Annotated in this window: 17 protein-coding genes; 12 read left to right on the plus strand and 5 right to left on the minus strand. The window is 53.5% G+C overall.

The genetic code is table 11. From position 1 onward, the window contains the following. Nucleotides 1-34 precede the first annotated feature (34 nt). The 4 genes from SGBXF1_RS22615 to SGBXF1_RS22630 all read left to right on the plus strand — a co-directional run bounded on the left by SGBXF1_RS22615 (nt 35) and on the right by SGBXF1_RS22630 (nt 5,893). Nucleotides 35-2,365, plus strand: coding sequence for a Tex family protein (locus tag SGBXF1_RS22615; RefSeq protein ID WP_130382293.1), 2,331 nt, complete (start codon nt 35-37; stop codon nt 2,363-2,365). Nucleotides 2,366-3,048: 683 nt separating this feature from the next. Next, nucleotides 3,049-3,273 (plus strand): ferrous iron transporter A, encoded by a 225-nt coding sequence (feoA, locus tag SGBXF1_RS22620; protein WP_037426593.1) that lies wholly within the window; start codon nt 3,049-3,051, stop codon nt 3,271-3,273. Between the two features lie 65 nt (nt 3,274-3,338). After that, nucleotides 3,339-5,654, plus strand: a complete 2,316-nt coding sequence (gene feoB, locus SGBXF1_RS22625; protein ID WP_061808515.1) for a Fe(2+) transporter permease subunit FeoB — start codon at nt 3,339-3,341, stop codon at nt 5,652-5,654. Further along, on the plus strand, nt 5,654-5,893 hold the full coding sequence (locus SGBXF1_RS22630) for a FeoC-like transcriptional regulator (RefSeq protein ID WP_061808516.1): 240 nt from the start codon (nt 5,654-5,656) through the stop codon (nt 5,891-5,893). Before feoB ends, SGBXF1_RS22630 begins: the two co-directional genes overlap by 1 nt. Nucleotides 5,894-5,936: 43 nt before the next feature. On the opposite strand, the gene SGBXF1_RS22635 is transcribed toward SGBXF1_RS22630, so the two are convergent. After that, entirely contained in the window at nt 5,937-6,221 is a 285-nt protein-coding gene (locus SGBXF1_RS22635; protein WP_037426542.1) for a YdgH/BhsA/McbA-like domain containing protein, read from the minus strand. 247 nt (nt 6,222-6,468) lie between these two features. Continuing rightward, nucleotides 6,469-7,263 (minus strand): pimeloyl-ACP methyl ester esterase BioH, encoded by a 795-nt coding sequence (gene bioH, locus SGBXF1_RS22640; RefSeq protein ID WP_061808517.1) that lies wholly within the window; start codon nt 7,261-7,263, stop codon nt 6,469-6,471. A gap of 41 nt (nt 7,264-7,304) precedes the next feature. Between bioH and gntX the strand changes: the two genes are divergently transcribed. Beyond that, nucleotides 7,305-7,988: a DNA utilization protein GntX gene (gene gntX, locus SGBXF1_RS22645; RefSeq protein ID WP_061808518.1), complete on the plus strand. Its 684-nt coding sequence runs from the start codon at nt 7,305-7,307 to the stop codon at nt 7,986-7,988. A 67-nt stretch (nt 7,989-8,055) separates the two neighbouring features. Continuing rightward, nucleotides 8,056-8,631, plus strand: coding sequence for a Fe-S biogenesis protein NfuA (nfuA, locus tag SGBXF1_RS22650; RefSeq protein WP_186427573.1), 576 nt, complete (start codon nt 8,056-8,058; stop codon nt 8,629-8,631). Nucleotides 8,632-8,712: 81 nt separating this feature from the next. Here the strand turns inward: nfuA and malQ are convergent, their stop codons facing one another. Next, the gene (malQ, locus tag SGBXF1_RS22655; protein ID WP_186427574.1) at nt 8,713-10,803 is read right to left on the minus strand and encodes a 4-alpha-glucanotransferase; all 2,091 of its coding nucleotides are present in this window, start codon (nt 10,801-10,803) and stop codon (nt 8,713-8,715) included. Between the two features lie 9 nt (nt 10,804-10,812). Continuing rightward, nucleotides 10,813-13,218, minus strand: a complete 2,406-nt coding sequence (gene malP / locus SGBXF1_RS22660) for a maltodextrin phosphorylase (RefSeq protein ID WP_037426553.1) — start codon at nt 13,216-13,218, stop codon at nt 10,813-10,815. Between the two features lie 544 nt (nt 13,219-13,762). Between malP and malT the strand changes: the two genes are divergently transcribed. The 6 genes from malT to glpD all read left to right on the plus strand — a co-directional run bounded on the left by malT (nt 13,763) and on the right by glpD (nt 21,183). Then, a complete protein-coding gene (gene malT, locus SGBXF1_RS22665; protein ID WP_061808520.1) occupies nt 13,763-16,477 on the plus strand; it encodes an HTH-type transcriptional regulator MalT in 2,715 nt (904 codons plus the stop codon). A 25-nt stretch (nt 16,478-16,502) separates the two neighbouring features. After that, a complete protein-coding gene (locus SGBXF1_RS22670) occupies nt 16,503-17,087 on the plus strand; it encodes a GNAT family N-acetyltransferase (protein WP_037426555.1) in 585 nt (194 codons plus the stop codon). Nucleotides 17,088-17,170: 83 nt separating this feature from the next. After that, nucleotides 17,171-17,497 (plus strand): thiosulfate sulfurtransferase GlpE, encoded by a 327-nt coding sequence (gene glpE, locus SGBXF1_RS22675; protein ID WP_020837374.1) that lies wholly within the window; start codon nt 17,171-17,173, stop codon nt 17,495-17,497. A 164-nt stretch (nt 17,498-17,661) separates the two neighbouring features. Then, the gene (gene glpG / locus SGBXF1_RS22680; RefSeq protein ID WP_037426557.1) at nt 17,662-18,498 is read left to right on the plus strand and encodes a rhomboid family intramembrane serine protease GlpG; all 837 of its coding nucleotides are present in this window, start codon (nt 17,662-17,664) and stop codon (nt 18,496-18,498) included. Nucleotides 18,499-18,659: 161 nt separating this feature from the next. After that, the gene (locus SGBXF1_RS22685) at nt 18,660-19,418 is read left to right on the plus strand and encodes a DeoR/GlpR family transcriptional regulator (RefSeq protein ID WP_020837378.1); all 759 of its coding nucleotides are present in this window, start codon (nt 18,660-18,662) and stop codon (nt 19,416-19,418) included. A 256-nt stretch (nt 19,419-19,674) separates the two neighbouring features. Next, on the plus strand, nt 19,675-21,183 hold the full coding sequence (gene glpD, locus SGBXF1_RS22690; protein ID WP_061808521.1) for a glycerol-3-phosphate dehydrogenase: 1,509 nt from the start codon (nt 19,675-19,677) through the stop codon (nt 21,181-21,183). A gap of 42 nt (nt 21,184-21,225) precedes the next feature. Here glpD and glgP read toward each other — a convergent pair whose 3' ends face one another. After that, entirely contained in the window at nt 21,226-23,673 is a 2,448-nt protein-coding gene (gene glgP / locus SGBXF1_RS22695) for a glycogen phosphorylase (RefSeq protein ID WP_186427575.1), read from the minus strand. Between the last annotated feature and the right edge of the window lie 111 nt (nt 23,674-23,784).

The raw sequence follows: 23,784 nt of genomic DNA on the forward strand, positions 1-23,784 counted from the left end.
TGTTTACTAACCGTTCTCAACAGATACCAGACTTATGAATGACCCACTGAGCCGCATTATTGCAACAGAACTGCAGGCCCGGCCGGAGCAAGTTGACTCCGCCATCCGTCTGCTGGATGAAGGTAATACCGTGCCCTTTATTGCACGCTATCGTAAGGAAGTCACCGGGGGTTTGGACGATACCCAACTGCGCCAGCTGGAAACCCGCCTGGGTTATCTGCGTGAACTGGAAGACCGCCGTCAGACCATCCTTAAATCGATCGACGAGCAGGGCAAACTGACCGAACAGCTGGCGGGGGCGATCACCGCCACGCAAAGCAAAACCGAACTGGAAGACCTTTACCTGCCGTACAAACCCAAGCGCCGCACCCGTGGTCAGATCGCGATAGAAGCCGGTCTGGAGCCATTGGCGGACACATTGTGGCAGGATCCTCAACAACAACCAGAACAGCTGGCCGAACGTTACATTGACGCAGACAAAGGCGTTGCGGACGTGAAAGCCGCCCTCGACGGCGCGCGTTACATCCTGATGGAACGCTTTGCCGAAGACGCAGCCTTGTTGGCCAAGGTTCGTAACTACCTGTGGAAACACGCCCATCTGGTCTCCAAAGTGGTGGAAGGCAAGGAAGAGGCTGGCGCCAAGTTCCGCGACTACTTCGATCACCACGAACCTATTTCTCAGGTGCCGTCACACCGGGCGCTAGCGATGTTCCGCGGTCGCAACGAAGGTGTACTGCAACTGGCATTGAATGCCGACCCACAGTTTGAAGAAGCCCCGCGCGAAAGCCAGGCGGAGCAAATCATCATTAGCCACCTCGATCTGCGCCTGAATAACGCACCGGCGGATGCCTGGCGTAAAGCCGTGATCAACTGGACCTGGCGCATCAAGGTACTGCTGCATCTGGAAACCGAGCTGATGAGCACGGTGCGCGAACGTGCAGAAGACGAGGCAATAAACGTCTTCGCCCGTAACATGCACGATCTGCTGATGGCTGCGCCGGCAGGTATGCGCGCAACTATGGGGCTGGATCCGGGCCTGCGTACCGGAGTAAAAGTGGCCGTTGTGGATGCGACCGGCAAGCTGGTCGCTACCGACACCGTCTATCCGCACACCGGCCAGGCGGCTAAAGCGGCCGCCATCGTCGCTGCATTGTGTATCAAACATAAAGTGGAGCTGGTTGCCATCGGTAACGGCACCGCATCGCGAGAGACCGAGCGTTTCTACCTCGAATTGCAACAGCAGTTCAGTGAGGTCAAAGCACAAAAGGTGATCGTCAGTGAAGCTGGCGCTTCGGTATATTCCGCTTCCGAACTGGCAGCTCTGGAATTCCCTAACCTTGACGTCTCGTTGCGTGGTGCAGTCTCCATCGCCCGACGTCTGCAAGATCCACTCGCCGAACTGGTAAAAATCGATCCGAAATCCATCGGTGTCGGCCAGTATCAACACGATGTCAGCCAAAGCCAATTGGCGAAAAAGCTGGATTCGGTCGTCGAAGACTGTGTAAACGCCGTCGGTGTCGATCTGAACACCGCCTCCGTGCCACTGCTGACCCGAGTGGCGGGCCTGACACGTATGATGGCGCAAAACATCGTCACCTGGCGTGATGAGAATGGCCGCTTCAGTAACCGTGAACAACTGTTGAAGGTCAGCCGTCTGGGGCCAAAAGCATTTGAGCAGTGCGCTGGCTTCCTGCGCATCAACCACGGCGATAACCCGCTGGATGCCTCAACTGTTCACCCGGAAACCTACCCGGTGGTCGAACGCATTCTGGCGGCCACCCAGCAAGCACTTCAAGATCTGATGGGCAACCCGGCTGCCGTACGCAGCCTGAAAGCCAGCGACTTCACCGACGAGAAGTTCGGTGTGCCGACAGTCACCGATATCCTGAAAGAGCTGGAGAAGCCGGGCCGCGATCCACGTCCTGAATTCAAAACAGCAACCTTTGCCGAAGGCGTTGAAACCCTCAACGACCTACAGCCAGGGATGATTCTGGAAGGTTCGGTTACTAACGTCACTAACTTCGGTGCCTTTGTGGATATCGGCGTTCATCAGGACGGCCTGGTGCATATCTCCTCGCTGGCGGACAAGTTTGTCGAAGATCCACATACCGTGGTGAAAGCAGGCGATATTGTTAAGGTGAAGGTGATGGAAGTTGACCTGCAGCGCAAGCGTATCGCGCTGAGCATGCGTCTGGATGAGCAACCGGGCGAAGGTTCACCGCGCCGTGGCAGCAATACAACACCGACCAAAGACAATGCAACCCGGGCACCGGCTAATAAAGCCAAACCGCGTGGCGGCAACACACCGGCGGGCAACAGCGCAATGGGTGATGCATTGGCGGCAGCATTCGGCAAAAAAGGCTAAAGACGCTACATGCTGCGCCCTGTGGTATTGCAGGGCAATGCAGCAAACTTGAACAGCCAAAGGTACCAAGGGCGGAGTTAACTCCGCCCTTTCTCACTAAAATATCCCCACCCTTTTTTGACTCGCCTCAATAAAGCTGCAGTTTTTTCGTTCTTCCCAGTAGAAATAATCTTTGGGTGCGTTACGCCATAAAATAGAAATGAATAGCCATTTGTTAACACCGTTATTAACACCATGTTCTCATTTCAGCATTTCCCTGCGAAACACAAATGGTTACTGCTCGTATTCAGCCAGAGAAATGTTGCCAAATAAATGCCGATATTGACGCCGTCGGATCAAAGCTACCGAATCTGTCGCTAATTTTTTCAAAGTGGAAAAAAACGCTGCAATTACGTAACTGATTTAACTCGCCATTCGCATTTGCACGCCACGAAGCCGGGTGATAAAAAGAGTTCTGTCAGGCAATCCTGATCGTTAAATGTGATCGCCACAACCTTTGGTTACCAATACCCCTATTTTTTGTATTGAATACGATAATTATTCTCACTATTATTATTTTGCGTGTTCACTGCATAACCTCATGGATTGAAGACGTCGGTAGCCTAGTGTTGTTACTGCGGCATTTTCTTTGGAACGCTCTTTTATCATCACCAGCCCAATAACCCGGGCTCAGAGAAGGTTATATGCATCTTCTGCCTAAACGGTCGTATAAGATTGCCGGTTTCGCTAATGAAATCGGCCCAGCTTACCGCCAGAAACTTCTCTCACTCGGCATGCTGCCGGGGTCGTCATTTGAGGTCGTCCGTGTCGCGCCACTGGGAGACCCAATTGAAATCAAAACTCGCCGCGTCAGCCTGGTTCTTCGTAGAAAAGACCTGGCCTTGATTCTGCTCGACGGCCAATCCTGAGCCATCTTGCCTTGGCCACGCACATCGCCTGGCCCAATTTCCATTGACTGATATCACGCTAAATTATGAAAAAACTCACTATTGGCTTAATAGGCAACCCCAACTCCGGTAAGACGACGCTGTTCAACCAGCTTACCGGGGCGCGCCAGCGGGTCGGTAACTGGGCTGGCGTGACGGTAGAACGTAAAGAAGGCCTATTCACTACACCACAGTCACAGGTCAAACTGGTCGATCTCCCCGGCACCTACTCTCTGACCACCATTTCGGAACAAACCTCGCTCGATGAGCAGATCGCCTGCCACTACATCCTGAGCGGCGATGCCGATCTGCTAATCAACGTGGTCGATGCTTCCAACCTGGAACGCAACCTGTACCTGACACTGCAGCTGTTGGAACTGGGCATTCCCTGCATTGTCGCGCTAAACATGTTGGATATCGCCCGAAGCCAAAAGATTGAGATTGATATCGCCGCACTGTCTGCCCGCCTTGGCTGTCCAGTCGTACCACTGGTGTCCACCAAAGCCGACGGTATTGGTGTGCTCAAGCAGATGATCGACAATCATCAGTTCAACGAATTAAAAGCGCTGGTGAACTACCCACCGCTGCTGCTCAAAGAAGTGGCAACACTGAGCGATGCCATGCCGCAAACCCTTCCAAGCGAGCAACGCCGTTGGCTGGCCCTGCAAATGCTGGAAGGCGATATCTACAGTCATACGTTAGCCGGTCCTGCGGCTGCCCTGCTGCCGGCAGCCCGACAGGCACTCCAACAACAACATCAGGAAGACCCTGCACTGGTGATCGCCGATGCACGTTATCAGTCGATTGCCACCCTGTGTGACGCTGTTAGCAACTCGCAACAAGCCATGCCGAACCGCCTGACCGAGGCATTGGACAAAGTGATCCTTAATCGCTGGCTGGGCGTCCCTATATTCCTGCTGGTGATGTATTTGATGTTCCTGCTGGCGATCAACCTCGGCGGCGCTCTGCAGCCGATTTTCGATATCGGCTCGGCAGCGATCTTTATCCAGGGCATTCAATGGTTGGGCTACACACTGCATTTCCCTGAATGGCTAACCATTTTCCTGGCTCAGGGCGTCGGAGGCGGCATCAACACGGTGCTACCGTTGGTGCCGCAAATCGGCATGATGTACCTGTTCCTGTCTTTCCTTGAAGACTCCGGCTATATGGCGCGGGCGGCGTTTGTCATGGATCGCTTGATGCAAGCGCTCGGGCTACCGGGTAAATCTTTCGTGCCTCTGATTGTCGGCTTCGGCTGCAACGTGCCATCCATCATGGGTGCCCGCACATTGGATGCGCAGCGTGAGCGTTTGATTACCATCATGATGGCCCCTTTCATGTCCTGCGGTGCCCGGTTGGCGATCTTCGCAGTGTTTGCTGCCGCCTTCTTTGGTCAGGACGGTGCAGGGGTGGTGTTCTCACTGTATATGCTCGGCATTGTGGTCGCGATCCTTACCGGGTTAGTGCTCAAATACACCATCATGCGCGGTGAAGCCTCTCCCTTCGTCATGGAGCTGCCGGTTTACCATGTCCCGCACTTGAAGAGCCTGCTATTGCAGACCTGGCAACGCCTGAAAGGCTTCGTCCTGCGCGCAGGTAAAGTGATCGTGATTGCCAGTATCTTCATTGGCGGTTTGAATAGCTTTTCGTTCAGCGGCAAGCCGGTAGATGACATTAATGATTCCGCTTTGGCGTCGGTGTCCAAAGTGCTGACACCGCTGCTGCAACCAATGGGCGTCCATAACGACAACTGGCAGGCCACCGTCGGTCTGGTGACCGGTGCTATGGCAAAAGAAGTTGTAGTTGGCACATTGAACACCCTGTACACCGCCGAGCGTATCAATAACACCGAGTTTGATGCCGCCAACTTTAATCTGTTAGACGAACTGGGTGGCGCGCTGGATACCACCTGGCAGGGTCTGAAAGACACGTTCAGCCTGAGCGTACTGTCCAACCCGATTGAGGCCAGTAAGGGCGACGGGGAAATGGACGTTGGCTCAATGGGGGTAATGAGCAGCAAATTCGGTTCCGGGATTTCCGCCTACAGCTACCTGATTTTTGTGCTGCTGTACGTACCTTGCGTCTCGGTTATGGGAGCCATCGCCCGTGAGTCCAGCCGCGGTTGGATGACCTTCTCCATTCTCTGGGGGCTGAATATTGCCTACTCGTTGGCCACGCTATTTTATCAAACAGCCACTTTCGCCCAACACCCGCAATACAGCCTGACAGCAATCACCATTGTGGTGCTGTTCAATCTGTTGATCTTGTTTGGCCTGCGGCGAGCACGCAGCCGGGTAACCGTGCGTCTGGGCAACGCAACCCCAGTAGCCTGTTGCCAAAGCAGCAAAGGTAACTGCCACTGATGGCTGGCCTGCTGCAGATCCGCGATGCCTTGGCACTGCATGGCAGCGTGCAGGCGCTTCAGCTCAGCCGCCAGTTGGCGGCCCCATTGCCGCTGGTACAGGCCATGCTGGAACGTTTAATTGCGATGGGTAAGGTGGAGCGTATCGAGCAGGACAACAGCGCCTGTCTAAGCGGCAGTTGCAAAAGCTGCCCAGAGGGCCAGGGGTGCAGTACGGTAGTATATCGTCTGAAGAAGTGAAGATTGGGGCGCGGCACAAAGGCGCCCCCTTCTTAATCAATCGTTATTTCTTGTCTTTGTACACGTCAGCAATAGCGCTGAACTTGCCGTGCTCACGACCTGCCAGAATAACGTAATATTGCCCGCCTTTTTCATCAGCCAGTTTGGACAATTCATCTTTCGCATCCATCGGCGACGTGGTTTGTGCGGTGGTGGTTACGGTACCCACTTTCTCGTATTTACCCGGGTTCTTGTCCAGATCTTCCTTGGTCAGCATGGTTGCTGCCATGGTGCTGAAAGACACTGAACCCACAACCAACGCGGCAATAATCATTTTCAAAGATTTCATTACAATACCTCTCAATGGATAATTTATTTATTATGAAAGCCGTCCAGAGTAAATGCGTAATAACACCGGCTGCCGTGACATCTTCAGACCTCGTTGCTTTCCCTGACGAGAGCCGTTTTCCCAGAGACGAAACGCCAAAGTGAAAAAAACCGCGAGCGTTTTTTTCATTTTCCAGCCAACGCAGTTACCCCCCTAAGTATTGAACAGGTTTATTTTTTATCCACTAAGCGGCTCTTTTTTTAGCGCTTTATTGTGCGTTTTGGGGCCGGATCCCATTTTCAGCCACAAAGGTACAGATAATTTCTGCGAACTCATCAGGATGAGAAATAAATGGCGCATGGGCAGCTTTCGCAATAATGGCCGATGGTGAGTGCGGCCACATGGCATCAAGCAAACCAGCGACCTTACGTGGCACTAATCCGTCCAAATAGCCGTAAATTCGCAACAATGGAAGCGTCAGCACTGCCAGTGGCTCGCGAAAATCGGTCGTACGCAGCATCTCCAGCCCACCATTCAGAACTTCAACGCTGGGCATCGGCTGGTTAAGCACCACAGACTTCAGTTGACGGGCGTCCTGCCGTGCGCTTTCCGTACCTAACGTTTGTAATGCCAAAAAACGCTCTACGGTACGCTGAAAATCTTGCCCCAACTGATGTTGAAAACCACTTAACACTTCAGGACGAATCCCTGGCCAATCATCCTTAGCCGCAAAGCATGGCGAAGAAGCCACGGTAATCAACCCACGTACCCGTTGCGGCTGCATGAGCGCAATCTGGCTGGCCACTAACCCGCCAAGCGACCAGCCTAACCACCAGGCGTTTTCCGGTGCAGCTGCTAATACTGTCTCTGCCATCTGTTCAAGTGACATAGCCCCAAAACCTTGGCTACGGCCATACCCTGGCAGATCAACGAGATGCAGCCGGAAATGCGGCGTCAGTCGCTCTAACATGCAACTCCACACCTGTGCATTCAGTCCCCAGCCATGCAACAGCACAAGATCGCGATCGCCTTCACCTATAGTTTGCCAGTACAACGCTGTCATCAGTTATTGTCCTTCATTCTCATCCGTCAGGGAGGACGGCTATGCTATCAATCCAAAGCCGTTGTTGGCTATGCCGACAACCATTACGTCTTCATCGTCACGGCATCTGCAGCTACTGCCTGCATCATTTACCCGCAAAACCGCTTTGCTGCCCACGTTGCGGTCTGCCCGCGGGAGACGCCACGCTGCCCTGCGGTCGCTGCCTGCAGCAACCTCCCCCCTGGCAGGCACTGGTGTTCGTCACCGATTATCAAGCCCCGTTGCGCCAGCTGATCAGAAAATTCAAGTTTCAACACACTCCGGAACTGGCCCCGCTGTTGGCACGGCTAATATTATTAAACTGGCAACAGGCACATCGAGAGCAATATCTGAACAGACCCGATGTCATTTTAGCTGTACCCTTACAGGCAAAACGTTGCTGGCAGCGCGGCTATAACCAGAGCGATCTGCTGGCACGGCCTTTGGCCTACTGGTTAGGGTGCGACTATCGCCCCGCAGCCCTGAGCCGGGTACGTAAAACCGCACCACAGCAACATCTAACCGCCAGTGTGCGGCGGCGCAATTTACGCGGTGCATTTCGCTGCCATGAACCTCTGATGGGTCGGCATGTTGCCTTGTTGGATGATGTGGTCACGACGGGCAGCACGGTGGCGGAAATTGCTAAGCTATTACAGCGGCAAGGTGTTGCATCAATACAAATCTGGTGCGTTTGCCGCACGTTGTAGTGCCACGGCAATGGGCGTATTATAACCTAGTATAGAAGTCAACTATTTGAACTAACGAGCTAATGCCATGATTCGTATAACAGATACTGCACAGGAACACTTTGCCAAACTATTGGCAAACCAAGAGAAAGGCACCCAAATCCGCGTATTCGTGATCAATCCGGGTACGCCTACGGCCGAATGCGGTGTCTCTTATTGCCCGCCGGACGCCGTTGAAGCGACAGACACCGAGCTGAAGTTCGAAAAACTGTCCGCCTATATCGACGAGCTGAGCAAACCGTATCTGGACGATGCCGAAATCGACTTCGTCACCGACCAATTGGGCTCTCAGTTAACACTGAAAGCGCCAAACGCCAAAATGCGCAAGGTTGATGACAATGCACCGCTGATGGAACGTGTTGAATACGTGCTTCAGTCACAGATCAACCCACAGTTGGCGGGCCATGGCGGCCGCGTGACGCTGATGGAAATCACCGACGACAGCCTGGCTATCCTGCAATTCGGCGGCGGTTGTAACGGCTGTTCCATGGTCGATGTGACCCTGAAGGAAGGCATCGAGAAAGAGCTGCTGCAGAAGTTCCCTGAACTGAAAGGTGTGCGCGATTTGACCGAGCATCAGCGCGGCGAGCACTCTTACTATTAATCCCCTGTTCCAAGGCAAGATGCCCTACAGCGGATAAAAAATGCCGGATTTGGTGAACCGAATCCGGCATTTTTACGTCAATTATCCTACCGATACCTTACGCCGCCGCTTGTCCAAGTCCTTAAGCAGTCGGTTAACCTGCTGATCGGCAAACATCTCCTCCAAGGTGTGAGTCAGTTTGCGTCGCCAGTTAGGGTATTGATCGCTGGTACCGGGAATATTAACCGGGTCAGCCATGTCCAACCAATCTTCCGGCTGAAGCCCCAATAATGCACTGGCGCTGTCGGCAACATAGCGCTGTAAGCCCCGATTAAGTAATGGGCTCATATTCAACAACGCAGCCTTTTTACCCACCTTCAGCGGCACACAACCATAGTGATGCAGCCCGTCCAACAATCCCTGCTTGGCACGTTCGCGATCGGCAAATAGCGCTTTCAGGACCTCTGCATCTGGATACAACCCCAACGAGTTACCGAGTTGCAGATCACCACTTTGCCAATAGCCACGCAACGTTGGCAGATCGTGCGTGGTGATGGTCGCCATGGCTTGTACGGGATAAGCCTGCGGTGCGCGGAAGTGGTTCTCACCGTCACGTTCGAAATACAGCACTTTATAGGAATAGACGCCGCTGTCGCGTAACTTGCCGACAATCTCCACCGGAACAGTGCCGAGGTCCTCACCAATCACCATGCAGCGATGACGTTGGCTTTCCAGCGCCAATACCGCCAGTAAATCATCCACCGGATATTTTACATAGGCACCGTGAACGGCGGTTTCACCATAAGGAATCCACCACAAACGCAGTAGCGCCATCACGTGGTCGATACGCAACGCGCCGCAACTGGTCATATTGGCGCGCAACAGATCGATAAACGGTTGGTAACCACGTGCCGCCATTACGTGCGGGTCCATCGGTGGCAGGCCCCAGTTTTGCCCCAGTGGCCCCAGAATGTCCGGTGGCGCCCCGACCGAGGCCTTCAGGCAGTAAAGCTCACGCTCACACCAGGTTTCCGCACCACCTTCTGCAACACCAACCGCCAAATCGCGGTACAGGCCAATCGACATTTGCTGTTGCTGGCTTTGGCGGAAACACTCCGCAAACTGGCTGGCAGCCAGCCACTGCAACCACAGGTAGAAAGTTACCTGATCCTGCTGTTGCTGGCAGAACTGCTTAACTGCCGCGCTATCACCCTGCTGGTATTGTTCCGGCCAGGCCGGCCAACCCCACAGACTGCTGTCTTCTGCGGCAAGATGGGCATGCAACGCATCAAACGCAGCTTGCTGATACAGGCTTTCACCGCCCTCAATAACAAACTGTTCAAACGCCTGACGCTGTCCGTCACCGGCTTTACGAGCCTGGAAGAGCGGGAACGCCAACTTCAGCGCCGCCAGCTTCAACTGCGTTACCGTGCTGTAATCCACCAGCTTGCTGTTACGCGCTTGGGCCAGCTTTTTTTGCGTTGCCGGCTTCAGCCACCATTTCTGTGCGGCGTCGTTGCGCTGAAAATCCTCCACCGCGTTCACATCGATATAGACAACGTTCAGCCAGCGGCGCGATGACGGGCTGTACGGGCTGGCACTGTCCGGATTAGCGGGATACAACGCGTGGATCGGATTCAACCCGACAAAAGCGCCGCCCCGTTCCCCCACTTGCTCAACCATCTGCCGTAAATCACCGAAATCGCCGATGCCCCAGTTACGATCGGATCGCAAGGTATAAAGCTGGACACAGGCCCCCCAGAGTTTTTTTCCGGTCAGTAAGGCATCGGGCTCAAAGCAGCGTTTAGGCGCCACAATCAACCTGCACTGCCACTGCTGTTCGTCCTGTGTCAACGTCAGTTGGTGATAACCCGGTGGTAATTCACCTGGCAGGGTAAATGTTTTACGTGCGCTGGCTCGCCCCTGTTGTTGGCGGCCGTCCTCACGCTGTAACGTCCAGAGATACTCACCGCTACCCGCAAGCGGTAAGGCCACTGGCGCCCCTTCATAGAACACCTTCACCGTCGGAAGCGGCGTCATTACCGCTTCCAATGGGACCGTATCCCGCCCCATCGCGTCCAGCAGTCTGCGCTTGGTATCCTCGGCAATCGCCTGTTGTTTACCATGAGCATTAATATAATCAGCAGCGATACCCGCCTGAGCAGCCGCCTGATCGATGACCTTGCGATCCATTCACTCTCCTTAACGCTTGGCTTGCCAGATACGCTGCTGGTAGTCGCGGATCGAACGATCCGAACTGAACATACCGACACGCGCGGTGTTAAGAATAGTACGTCGCGTCCATTCATCACGGTCACGGTAAAGTTCATCAACCTGCTGTTGAGCTTTGCAGTAAGAAGCAAAGTCCGCCAGCACCAGATAAGGGTCACCACCTTCCAGCAGGCTGTGCAGCATCATGTCGAATGCATGCTTGTCACCATGACTGAATGCACCACTCGCCAGTTCGTCCAGGATCGCTTTCAGATGCTTATCTTTCTTACGGTAGCTGAGCGGATCATAGCCTTTCGCCAGCAACGCCTTCACCTGATCCACGGTATTGCCGAAGATAAAGATATTGTCTTCACCTACTTGCTCGGCGATTTCCACATTAGCACCGTCCAGCGTGCCAACCGTCAGCGCACCGTTCAACGCCAGCTTCATATTGCCGGTACCCGAGGCTTCTTTGCCAGCGGTGGAAATTTGCTCAGAGATATCCGCCGCCGGGATCATCAATTCAGCGACAGACACCCGGTAGTCAGGAATAAAGGCCACTTTCAGTCGATCCTTCACCAGCGGATCGTTGTTGATCTTTTCCGCTGCCTGGTTGATCGCGTAAATGATGTTCTTCGCCAGGTAGTACCCTGGTGCCGCTTTGGCACCGAACAGGAACACACGCGGGACAATATCCAACTGCGGGTTATCACGCAGTTGACGATACAGCGACAGAATGTGCAGCAGGTTCAGATGCTGGCGTTTATATTCATGCAGGCGTTTAATCTGCACGTCGAAAATCGCGTCAGGGTTCAGCGTTAACCCCATTACGTCATGCACGTAATTTGCCAATACGACTTTATTATCGCGTTTGATTTGCTGATAACGCTGACGGAACGCTGCATCATCAGCGTATTTCTCCAACCCTTTAAGTGCATCAAGATCGTTCGCCCATTCCACCTTCAGCGTTTCATCAATCAGCCCTGATAGCGCCGGGTTACACTGCTTCAGCCAGCGGCGTGGCGTAATGCCGTTGGTGACGTTATGGAATTTGTTTGGCCAGAGTTGGTGATATTCCGGGAACAGATCTTTCACGACCAGATCAGAGTGCAGCTGTGCCACCCCATTTACCGCAAAGCCGCTGACGACACACAGGTTCGCCATACGCACTTGCTTGTTATGGTGTACAGCCAGCTTAGCCCATACCGCGTCGTCACCCGGCCAGTGTTTTTCCACCAGCTTTTTGAAGTTGGCGTTGATCTGTTTGATGATGGAGAAATGGCGTGGCAACAAGCTGCGTACCAACTTCTCATCCCAACATTCCAGCGCTTCAGGCATCAGAGTGTGGTTGGTGTAGGCGAACGTTTTGCTGGTGATCGCCCAGGCCGCATCCCAGTCCAATTGGTGCTCATCCAGTAGAATGCGCAGCATTTCCGGAATGGCGATGGTTGGGTGGGTATCGTTAAGCTGGATCACTTCGAATTTTGGCAGGTCTTCAATCTTGCGGCCCGCCAGATGATGCTTACGCAGAATATCTGCCACCGAACAGGCGCACTGGAAGTATTGCTGCATCAGGCGCAGACGCTTGCCCGCCTGATGATTATCATTCGGGTACAGCACTTTAGTCAGTTTGGCCGCATCTACACCCTGTTTCTCCGCCTGCAGGAATTTGCCGTCGTTGAAATCACTTAGATCAAAGGGATGCTGATGGGTTGCTTGCCACAGACGTAGCGGCTGAGTCACGCCATTCCGGAAGCCCAATACCGGCAGATCCCAGGCCTCACCGCGCAGGGTAAACGCCGGGCGCCAAAGTTCGCGGCCATCGGCCAGTTTTTCCAGTTTGCCGCCAATGCCTACATCTACGGATAACGCGGCATTGTGGCGGAACCACGGGTAACTTTCTCGTTGCCAGTTATCCGGCGCTTCTTGTTGCTGTCCACCACTGAACGACTGACGGAACAAGCCATATTGGTAATTCAGCCCATAACCGGTGGCCGGTTGTTCCACCGTTGCCATCGAATCCAGGAAACAGGCCGCTAAACGCCCCAGCCCGCCATTGCCCAACGCCGGGTCGGTTTCCTGCTCCAGTAAATCTGCCAGCTTGATATCCTGCTCCGCCAATGCCTGCTCGACGGTGTCATACCAGCCCAGGTTAATCAGGTTGTTGGCCGTCAGACGACCAATCAGAAACTCCATCGAAATGTAGTTCACATGGCGTAGTGGCTTACTGCTTTTCCGCGGTGCCGGTTGTGCCGCCAACTGTTCGGCCAGTGCGCGGCTTACCGCTTCCCACCATTGGTGTTGGGTCATCTGTTGTGCAGAACTGAGGCCAAACTGTTGCCACTGACGGGTCAGTGCCGCCAGAAAAGCATCCTTTTTAAGCGTAGGCTGTGACATAAGGAAAACTCTCTATCCAGTAAGTGGGTCAAATTACCGTTATCGTGCCGGGGAGAAACAGTGAAGGCATCATCCCGCCTGGGGATTAGCTGGGGAGGAGGATTGGGGCGTAGCTAAAATTGTGATCTCAGGCACTTTTTGACTCCCTTGCATCATGCAAAAAAGCCCACCGACGAACGCGACGAGCACTGAGAATACGGTGAAAACTTGTTCAATAACGTTAGCATAGTTATTGCAGTGTCTGTAGTGTCGCACACACCCGGAAATGCTTTCCTGCACCTGCATCACCAAACCGCGCCACAACCCTGCTATTCCACAGGGAATTGCCTGCAAACGTAAAAAAGTGTGATCAATAGCAATATAACTCCAAGCCAATGCTGAACCTTGTTGCAATACGTTTAACGTTGTCAGAACTTAGGAGGGGGATTAATTACGAGCCATAAAATAATTAACCCCACTCTGATCCCGGCAGGCGTCGCGAAGAAATGAATGCCATCGGGCAGACCTTCGGCGGCGGGCACCGCGATTTTCACTCTGGAATACTATGCTGATCCCATCAAAACTGAGCCGTCCGGTACGGCTGCAAAATACCGTGATCCGCGATCGCCTGTTGGCTAAATTGGCCAGCACGGCCAACTATCGCCTGACATTGGTCAATTGCCCTGCGGGATACGGGAAAACGACGCTGGTCGCACAATGGGCGGCCGGTAAGTCAGATTTAGGCTGGTATTCGCTGGATGAAAGCGATAATCAACCCGAACGCTTCGCCAGTTATCTGATTGCCGCTTTGCAACACGCCAGCGGTGGCCACTGTGTGAAGAGCGAGGCGCTAAGTCAAAAGCATCAGTACGCCAGCTTGTCAGCGCTGTTCGCCCAAGTGTTTATCGAACTTTCCGATTGGCACCAGCCCTTATACCTGGTGATTGACGACTACCACCTGATCACCAATGACGTTATCCATGAAGCCATGCGCTTCTTCCTGCGTCACCAACCAGAAAACCTGACGCTGATCCTGCTTTCCCGCACTCTGCCACCTCTCGGCATCGCCAATTTGCGCGTGCGCGATCAATTATTGGAAATGGGTACGCAACAACTGGCATTCACCCATCATGAAGCCAAGCAGTTCTTCGACTGCCGTCTGGTTGCGCCTATGGAACAGCAAGACAGTAGCCGCCTGTGCGATGAAGTCGAAGGTTGGGCCACTGCGCTACAGTTGATTGCGCTGTCCGCACGACAATCCACCTCTTCCGCACAGCAATCGGCCAAACGCCTGGCTGGGCTGAACGCCAGCCATCTGTCAGATTATCTTGTGGACGAAGTACTGGATCACGTCGATGCCGATGCGCGTGCCTTCTTGCTGCGTTGTTCGGTACTGCGCTCAATGAATGATGCACTGATTGTGCGTCTGACCGGTGAAGACAACGGTCAGCAACGGTTAGAAGAACTTGAACGCCAAGGGCTGTTTATCCATCGCATGGACGATAGCGGTGAATGGTTCTGCTTCCATCCTTTGTTCGCCACCTTCCTGCGTCAACGCTGCCAATGGGAGCTGGCGTTGGAGTTACCGGGCTTACACCGCGCCGCCGCCGAGGGTTGGCTGGCGTTAGGTTACCCGGCGGAGGCCATTCATCACGCACTGGCAGCCAGTGATGTCAGTATGCTGCGCGATATCCTGCTGCAACACGCATGGTCACTGTTTCACCACAGTGAATTGGCCCTGCTGGAAGAGTGTTTGAATGCACTGCCCTATGAACGTCTGATCCAAAATCCCAAACTGGCGCTGCTACAGGCCTGGTTAGCGCAAAGCCAGCACCGCTACATCGAAGTGAACACGCTACTGGAACGCGCAGAGCAAGCAATGCGCGAACAAAAAATTGACGTCGACCGCACCCTGCATGCTGAATTTGATGCCTTGCGTGCACAGGTCGCCATCAACGCAGGTAAGCCGGAAGAGGCCGAACGTTTGGCCACTGAAGCGCTGAAGTTTTTACCGCTTTCCAGCTATTACAGCCGTATCGTTGCGACCTCGGTGACCGGCGAAGTGCATCATTGCAAGGGCGAGTTAGCCCGTGCGCTGCCGATGATGCAACAAACGGAGCAAATGGCTCGGCGTCATCAGGCTTACCACTACGCACTGTGGGCGTTGTTGCAGCAAAGCGAGATCCTGATTGCCCAGGGTTTCCTGCAAGCTGCTTACGAAACACAGGACAAAGCGTTTGAATTGGTGCGCGAACAACATCTGGAACAGTTACCGATGCATGAGTTCCTGTTGCGCATTCGTTCGCAGATACTGTGGTCATGGGCGCGCCTGGATGAAGCGGAGGATGCCGCTCGCGAAGGCCTAAAAATCCTGGCTAACTATCAGCCGCAGCAACAGTTGCAGTGCATCGCTATGCTGGCCAAGTGTTCACTGGCGCGTGGCGATCTGGATAACGCCAATGCGCATATGCAACGTTGCGAAGTGCTGTTGCACGGTACCCAATACCACCGTGACTGGCTCACCAACGCGGACAAACCACGCGTGATCCACTGGCAGATGACCGGCGATACCACCGCTGCGGCTCAATGGCTGCGCCAGACGGAAAAACCCGGTATGGCGGATAACCACTTTATGCAGGGCCAGTGGCGCAACATCGCGCGGGTCCAAATCATGCTGGGTCAGTATGAAGAAGCCGAAGTGGTTCTGGATGAACTCAACGAAAATGCCCGCCGCCTGCGACTGGTCAGTGATTTGAACCGTAACCTGCTGCTTAGCAACCAGCTTTATTGGCAGATGGATCGCAAAAGCGACGCACAAAAGGTCCTGATGGAAGCTCTGTCATTGGCCAGTCGCACCGGCTTTATCAGCCACTTTGTCATTGAGGGCGAAGCGATGGCGCAGCAGTTACGCCAACTGATTCAGCTCAATACACTGCCGGAGTTGGAAAACCATCGCGCCCAACGTATTCTGCGTGACATCAATCAGCATCATCGGCATAAGTTCGCACACTTTGACGAGAACTTCGTCGATAAGCTGCTAACTCACCCACAGGTGCCGGAACTCATCCGCACCAGTCCGCTGACACAGCGCGAATGGCAGGTTTTGGGGCTGATTTATTCTGGCTACAGCAACGATCAGATCGCCGGGGAATTGGACGTGGCCGCCACCACCATAAAAACCCATATCCGTAATCTGTATCAGAAGCTGGGCGTGGCCCATCGCCAGGAAGCGGTACAACAGGCGCAGCAACTCCTGAAAATGATGGGCTACGGTGCCTGACAAATACCGAAAGGAACAATGGATAGTGAAAGATGTGGTTATAGATAACGCTAAAAAATCAGATGCAGCAGAAGTCGTAAGGCTTATCGCACTGGCGGATAAAGATGCTGTACTGGCCCTGTCAGGTAAAGACGATATCAACGAAGCCCTGTTTCAGTATGAAATGAACTTCGGCCGCAATGATGTGTATTTTGGCTACAAAAATGTCTTCGTCGCTCGGGACAAGGAAAAAATTCTGGGCTGCATCCTGTATTTCAAAGGAGAAGATGAGTCGCGATTCACAGCCATAACAGAACAGCGAGCTGAAATGGACAATGAATCAGAGCACGATGAAATATATATAGATTCCCTGGCTGTCCTGCCGGAGTGCCGAGGACGTGGGATAGCAAAGTCGCTGATTAGCCGTGTCGTTGAAGAATCCAGGTTACAAGGACTCAATAAAGTCGGCCTACTGGCAGATACAAAAAAACCGCATCTCAAAGCACTGTACCGTAAGTTAGGATTCAATGTGACGGCGCAAATTGAACTCCTCAATGACCACTACGAAAAGATGACGATTCATACCGAGGCGTCGTTCGTCAGAAACCACGTTGAAGTACGCCAGGTGTAATAAACCCTAATCTTCATCTGGTCTTAATTACCGCGAAATTGACTACAATGGCGGCATATTCATATTACGAGGCAGTCAGCAGTATGGAACAGTTTGAAGCGATCAACGTTGAGCAGGCGCACAGCCGTTGGAAAGACGATAGCGCCGCCTTGGTCGATATCCGCGATCCACAAAGTTTTGAAGCTGGGCACACGCCAGGCGCCTTTCACCTCACTAACGCGAGCTTGCAGACATTTATGCAGCAAAACGATTTTGATCGGCCGGTGATGGTGATGTGCTACCACGGCAACAGCAGCCGCAGTGCAGCACAATACCTGCTGCATCAAGGGTTTGATGCGGTGTACAGCATCGACGGTGGCTTTGAAGCCTGGGCTCGCCAGTATCCGCAGGACGTTGAAACCTCCGCATAATTCTCCCCGCCACCATCGGCGGGGTTCTTTCTCGCGTCGTTAGTGCGTGTTTTTGCTGGTTTTTCGCAGATCCGTTGCCTGCGCTCAGGATTTCGACGGTATAATCAGCCGTCAACGCCGCCAGGGTAACCGACGGCTAAATCATCTCATTAAACGGAATACCTATGGTTCGAGTCATCGCCGTATCCAATCCCCGCCTGGCGCAGGCCTTTGTCGATTACATGGCGACACAAAACATTGAGCTTAGGGTGCACAATACGGGCGAAGCTGCGGAAATCTGGCTGGCTGACGACAGCCATCTGGAGCAAGTACAGCACGAACTCCAGCAGTTCCTGGTCGATCCGCTCAATAGTCGCTATCGCGCCGCCAGTTGGCAGGCTGGGAATACCAACACCGAACTGCACTATCAGGGCTATTCCTATCTGCAAACTCTGTACAGCAAGGCCGGACCACTGACGTTGAGTGTGATGGTGTTGTGCATTGCGGTGTATATCCTGATGCAAGTCCTGGGCGATGACACCGTGATGTACTGGCTTTCCTGGCCACAAGACAGCAGCCAATACCTGCAACTGTGGCGCTGGGTCAGCCACGCCTTCCTGCATTTCTCACTGCTGCATATTACCTTTAACCTGATGTGGTGGTGGTATCTCGGTGGCCCGATGGAAAAACGCCTCGGTGCCGGCAAACTGTTCGTACTCGCCGTCGTTTCGGCCTTCTTCAGCGGTTGGGCACAATCTCTGTTCAGTGGAGCCCTGTTCGGCGGTCTGTCCGGCGTAGTCTACGCATTGATGGGGTATTGTTGGCTCAGCGGCGAGCGAGCACCTGAACGTGGCCTGATGCTACCGCGCGGTCTGATGGTGTTTTCCGTTCTGTGGCTGGTTGCCGGGTATTTCGATATTTTAGGAATGTCGATCGCTAACGCGGCACACGTGGCCGGTTTAGTGTTAGGGTTATTGATGGCATTTTGGGACACGCGTCATCGGGCGCACAACGAACAATAACAGCCAGGTACAAGCCAGGCGTTTTATAACCGTCATACTTCACGCTGCATCTTTGTTGGTTGCGTCCATTCACCCCAGTCACATAGTTCGCTATGCTCCTGGGGATTCACGGACTTACCGCCGCGATACGGCTCGAATTATTTAGGGTATAGGGGATTATCGTGAAGCAAACACAGCGTCATGACGCAATTATCGAGCTGGTACGTCTGCAAGGTTATGTCAGCACGGAAGAACTGGTCGAACATTTTGACGTCAGCCCGCAAACGATTCGCCGTGATTTGAATGACCTGGCCGATCAAAACAAAATCCAACGCCACCATGGTGGTGCAGCGTTGCCTTCCAGTTCAGTCAACGCCGCCTATAACGATCGCAAGGTGATGTGGTCGGAACAAAAAGCGCGTATCGCCCAGCGTGTCGCCAGCCAGATCCCTGACGGCGCTACGCTGTTTATCGACATTGGCACTACGCCAGAAGCGGTCGCCCACGCGCTGATGAACCACAAAAACTTGCGCGTAGTAACCAATAATCTGAACGTCGCTACCCTGCTGACCGCCAAGGAGGATTTTCGTCTGATCTTGGCTGGCGGTGAAGTACGCACCCGTGATGGTGGCATCATGGGCGAGGCCACGCTGGATTTTATCTCTCAGTTCCGTCTCGATTACGGCATTCTGGGCATCAGCGGCATCGATATGGATGGCTCACTGCTTGAATTCGACTATCACGAAGTGCGCACCAAACGCGCAATTATCGAAAACTCACGCTGCGTCATGCTGGTTACCGACCACTCCAAATTCGGCCGCAATGCCATGGTTAACCTCGGCAATATGAACCTGATCGACTACCTGTTTACCGATCAACTGCCGCCGCCAAGCGTAATGAAAATCATCGAACAGTACGATGTCCAGCTGGAGTTGTGCTGAGTCTTTTACCGTTCATTTAACCCTACGCTATCCCCGCCAGACCTGCCGTTTTAGACAGGGTTCAGCCTGCTGAACCCTGCAATGCCTGACTGCCATACCCCTTCACTTTGTATAACTACTATCATCAAACTGTTACCTCTATCACGCCTAAATGTTTTTGTTTGGTTAAGTCTTGGCTTGTTTGTTGGTTTTTGATTACAATCATGAGCGAAAACGAACATGAAAGAGCTATTTCGAACATCTGGAGGAAGTTGACGTGGAAACCAAAGACTTGATCGTTATCGGTGGCGGCATCAACGGTGCCGGCATCGCGGCGGATGCTGCCGGGCGCGGGCTGTCCGTTCTGCTACTGGAAGCGCAAGACTTGGCCTGTGCTACGTCTTCCGCCAGTTCCAAACTGATCCACGGTGGCCTGCGCTACCTGGAACATTACGAATTCCGTCTGGTAAGCGAAGCGCTGGCCGAACGTGAAGTGCTGTTGAAACTGGCACCGCATATTGCCTTCCCAATGCGCTTCCGCCTGCCGCACCAGCCTCATCTGCGTCCAGCCTGGATGATCCGCATCGGCCTGTTCCTGTACGATCACCTGGGCAAACGCACCAGCCTGCCAGGCAGCAAGGGTTTGCGCTTTGGACCAGAATCGGTGCTGAAGCCAGAATTGAAGCGCGGTTTCGAATATTCCGACTGCTGGGTCGACGATGCTCGCCTGGTGGTATTAAACGCCCAGGAAGTCGAAAAACGTGGCGGTGAAGTCCGTACCCGTACCAAAGTGACCCGCGCATGGCGTGAAAACGGCCTGTGGATGGTGGAAGCGGTTGATGTCGACAGCGGCAAAACCTTTACCTGGCGTGCTAAAGGCCTGGTGAATGCCACTGGCCCATGGGTGAAACACTTCTTCGATGATGGCCTGAAGCTGAAATCCCCTTACGGCATCCGTCTGATCAAAGGCAGCCACATTGTGGTACCGCGTGTGCATGACCAGCCGCAGTCCTATATTCTGCAAAATGAAGACCACCGTATCGTCTTTGTGATCCCATGGAACGATGAGTTCTCCATCATCGGTACCACCGACGTGGAGTATCACGGCGATCCGAAAGACGTGAAGATCGACGATAACGAAATCAACTACCTGCTGAAAGTGTACAACGACCACTTTAAGAAGCAGTTGGGCCGTGACGATATTGTTTGGACTTACTCCGGTGTCCGTCCACTGTGCGATGATGAATCAGACTCGCCACAAGCAGTTACCCGTGACTACACCCTGGACGTGCATGACGAACAAGGTAAAGCACCATTGCTGTCCGTGTTCGGTGGCAAGCTGACCACCTATCGCAAGCTGGCAGAGCATGCGATGGAAAAACTGGCACACTACTACCCTGGCTGCGGTCCGGCATGGACCAAAAACGGTTCACTGCCAGGCGGCGATATCGGTGGCGATCGCGACAGTTATGCTGCGAAACTGCGCCGTGAACACAGCTGGTTGCCTGAATCATTGGCACGCCGCTATGCACGTACCTACGGTAGCCACAGCGAACTGATTCTGGCCGATGCCAAGAGCCTCAACGATCTGGGTGAAGAATTCGGCCACGGCTTGTACGAAGCTGAACTGCGCTACCTGATCGACAAAGAGTGGGTAGTGGAATTGGAAGATGCTATCTGGCGTCGTACCAAATTGGGTATGTGGCTGGATGAAGCACAGCAAGCACGGGTCAAAACCTGGCTGGCAGAACACGCGAAAGCGAAAACGCTGTCTCTGGCTTCCTGAGATAACGCGTAAAAAAGGGCCGGTTATCCGGCCCTTTGTTTATTACAGTTTAATCGGCTTGATGTGCCAGATTTCATCTGCGTATTCCTGAATGGTACGATCAGACGAGAAGTACCCCATATTGGCAATATTCAATATCGCTCGCCGTGTCCAGTCATCCTGATTACGGTACACCTCATCCACTTTGTCCTGCGTATCCACATAGCTGCGGTAATCGGCCAACAGCTGGTAGTGATCCCCCAGATTAACCAGTGAATCAAACAGATTGCTGTAACGCTTTGGCTCCTCAGGGCTGAACGTACCGGTAGCGATCTGGGTCAGCGCCAGATGCAGCTCGGGATCCTGCTCATAGTACTGATGCGGGTTATACCCATTGCGCCGCAGTTCCTCTACCTGCTCTGCGGTATTACCGAAGATAAAGATATTCTCTTCACCCACGTGCTCCAGCATCTCTACGTTGGCACCATCCAACGTGCCGATAGTCAGCGCACCGTTGAGAGCAAACTTCATGTTACTGGTACCCGACGCCTCGGTGCCCGCCAATGAGATCTGCTCAGACAGATCCGCCGCCGGGATGATCATCTGCGCCAAACTGACGCCGTAGTTCGGGATAAACACCACTTTCAATTGAGTATGCATTCGCGGATCATTGTTGATCACTTTAGCCACGTCGTTGATCAGGCGGATGATCTGCTTGGCTGCGTAATAGGCTGAAGCTGCCTTACCGGCAAAGATCACAACCCTCGACACTCGTTCAGTTTCCGGATCTTGCAATAGACGGTTATACAGTGTGATCACGTGCAGTACGTTAAGCAGTTGCCGTTTGTATTCGTGAATACGTTTAATCTGTACATCGAATAACGCATCCGGATTGACCACCACATTCAGCGTTTTCGCAATGTAAGCAGCCAGTCGCTCCTTGTTCTGTCGCTTGGCAGCCTGCACCGCTTGTAGGAAGCTCGGGTAATCAACATTCGCCTTAATCTCGCTCAGCTGGCTGAGATCGGTGCGCCAGGTCTGGCCAATGCTGTCATCGAGTACCGAGGAAAGCGGCAGGTTAGCCAGACCCAACCAACGGCGTGGCGTAACACCGTTGGTTTTATTGCAGAAACGATCGGGAAAGATATGCGCGAAATCGGCAAACAGCGATTGCACCATCAGCTCGGAGTGCAGCGCTGAAACACCGTTAACCTTGTGACTCGCGACTACCGCCAACCAGGCCATACGCACCCGGCGACCGTTGGTTTCATCAATGATCGACACGCGTGCCAGCAACTCGTTGTCGCCCGGCGCTACCTCTTGCACATGCTTGAGGAAGTGATCGTTGATCTCGAAAATCAGCTGCAAGTGGCGCGGTAAGATCCTACCGATCATATCCAACGGCCAGGTTTCCAATGCTTCGCTCATCAGGGTGTGGTTGGTATAGGAGAACACCTGCTCCACCACCGCCCAAGCGTCAAGCCAGCTAAATTTATGTTCATCGATCAACCGGTGCATCAGCTCCGGAATCGACAATACCGGGTGAGTGTCATTCAGGTGAATGGCAATCTTGTCCGCCAGATTGTCGAAGGTCTTATGCATCATCCAGTGACGGTTGAGGATATCCTGCACCGTGGCCGACACCAGGAAATATTCCTGCCGTAGGCGGAGTTCACGCCCCGAATACGTGGAGTCATCTGGGTACAGCACGCGTGATACGTTTTCCGAATGGTTTTTATCCTCAACCGCCGCAAAATAATCACCCTGATTGAATTTACCCAAATTGATTTCGTTACTGGCTTGGGCGCCCCACAACCGTAGCGTGTTGGTAGCATCGGTATCAAAACCCGGGATCACTTGATCATAAGCGGTAGCGACCACCTCTTCGGTTTCCACCCACCGCGCCTTGGCACCCTCTTGTTGGATCCGACCGCCAAAACGCACCTTATAGCGGGTATTATGGCGTGGGAATTCCCACGGATCACCGTATTCCAACCAATAGTCTGGCGACTCCATTTGCTGACCATTGACGATATTTTGTTTGAACATGCCGTATTCATAGCGAATGCCGTAGCCACGCCCCGGCAGCGCTAACGTTGCCAACGAATCAAGGAAACAGGCAGCCAGACGCCCTAAGCCACCGTTACCCAGACCTGGATCGTTCTCTTCCTCCAGCAAGTCACTCAGGCTCAGCCCCATCTCATTTAGCGCATCGTCGATATCCTGATAAATTCCCATCGACAGCAACGCATTGGACAGCGTCCGGCCAATCAGGAACTCCATCGACAGGTAATACACCTGACGCACGTCCTGTGAAAGTTGTGCACGATTAGAGCGCAGCCAGCGTTCCACCATGCGGTCGCGCACCGCAAACAGCACGGCGTTCAGCCAATCATGCTGATTAGCGATAGCGGGATCCTTGCCAACAATAAACATTAACTTATAGGCGATAGAGTGTTTCAGCGCTTCAACACTGACCGTGGGTGAGGTGTAACTAATCGGTGAAGTCATAGCTTTTCGATCCCCTGAAGGGGGCGCATATATTCGCCACGGAATACATGCGTCCCACTAAACATGGGCGCAGCATGCTGCGCCCCTACAACCAGCAATCGTGGGTGTCGC

Source organism: Serratia grimesii (genome assembly GCF_900186025.1).
Taxonomy (GTDB): domain Bacteria; phylum Pseudomonadota; class Gammaproteobacteria; order Enterobacterales; family Enterobacteriaceae; genus Serratia; species Serratia grimesii.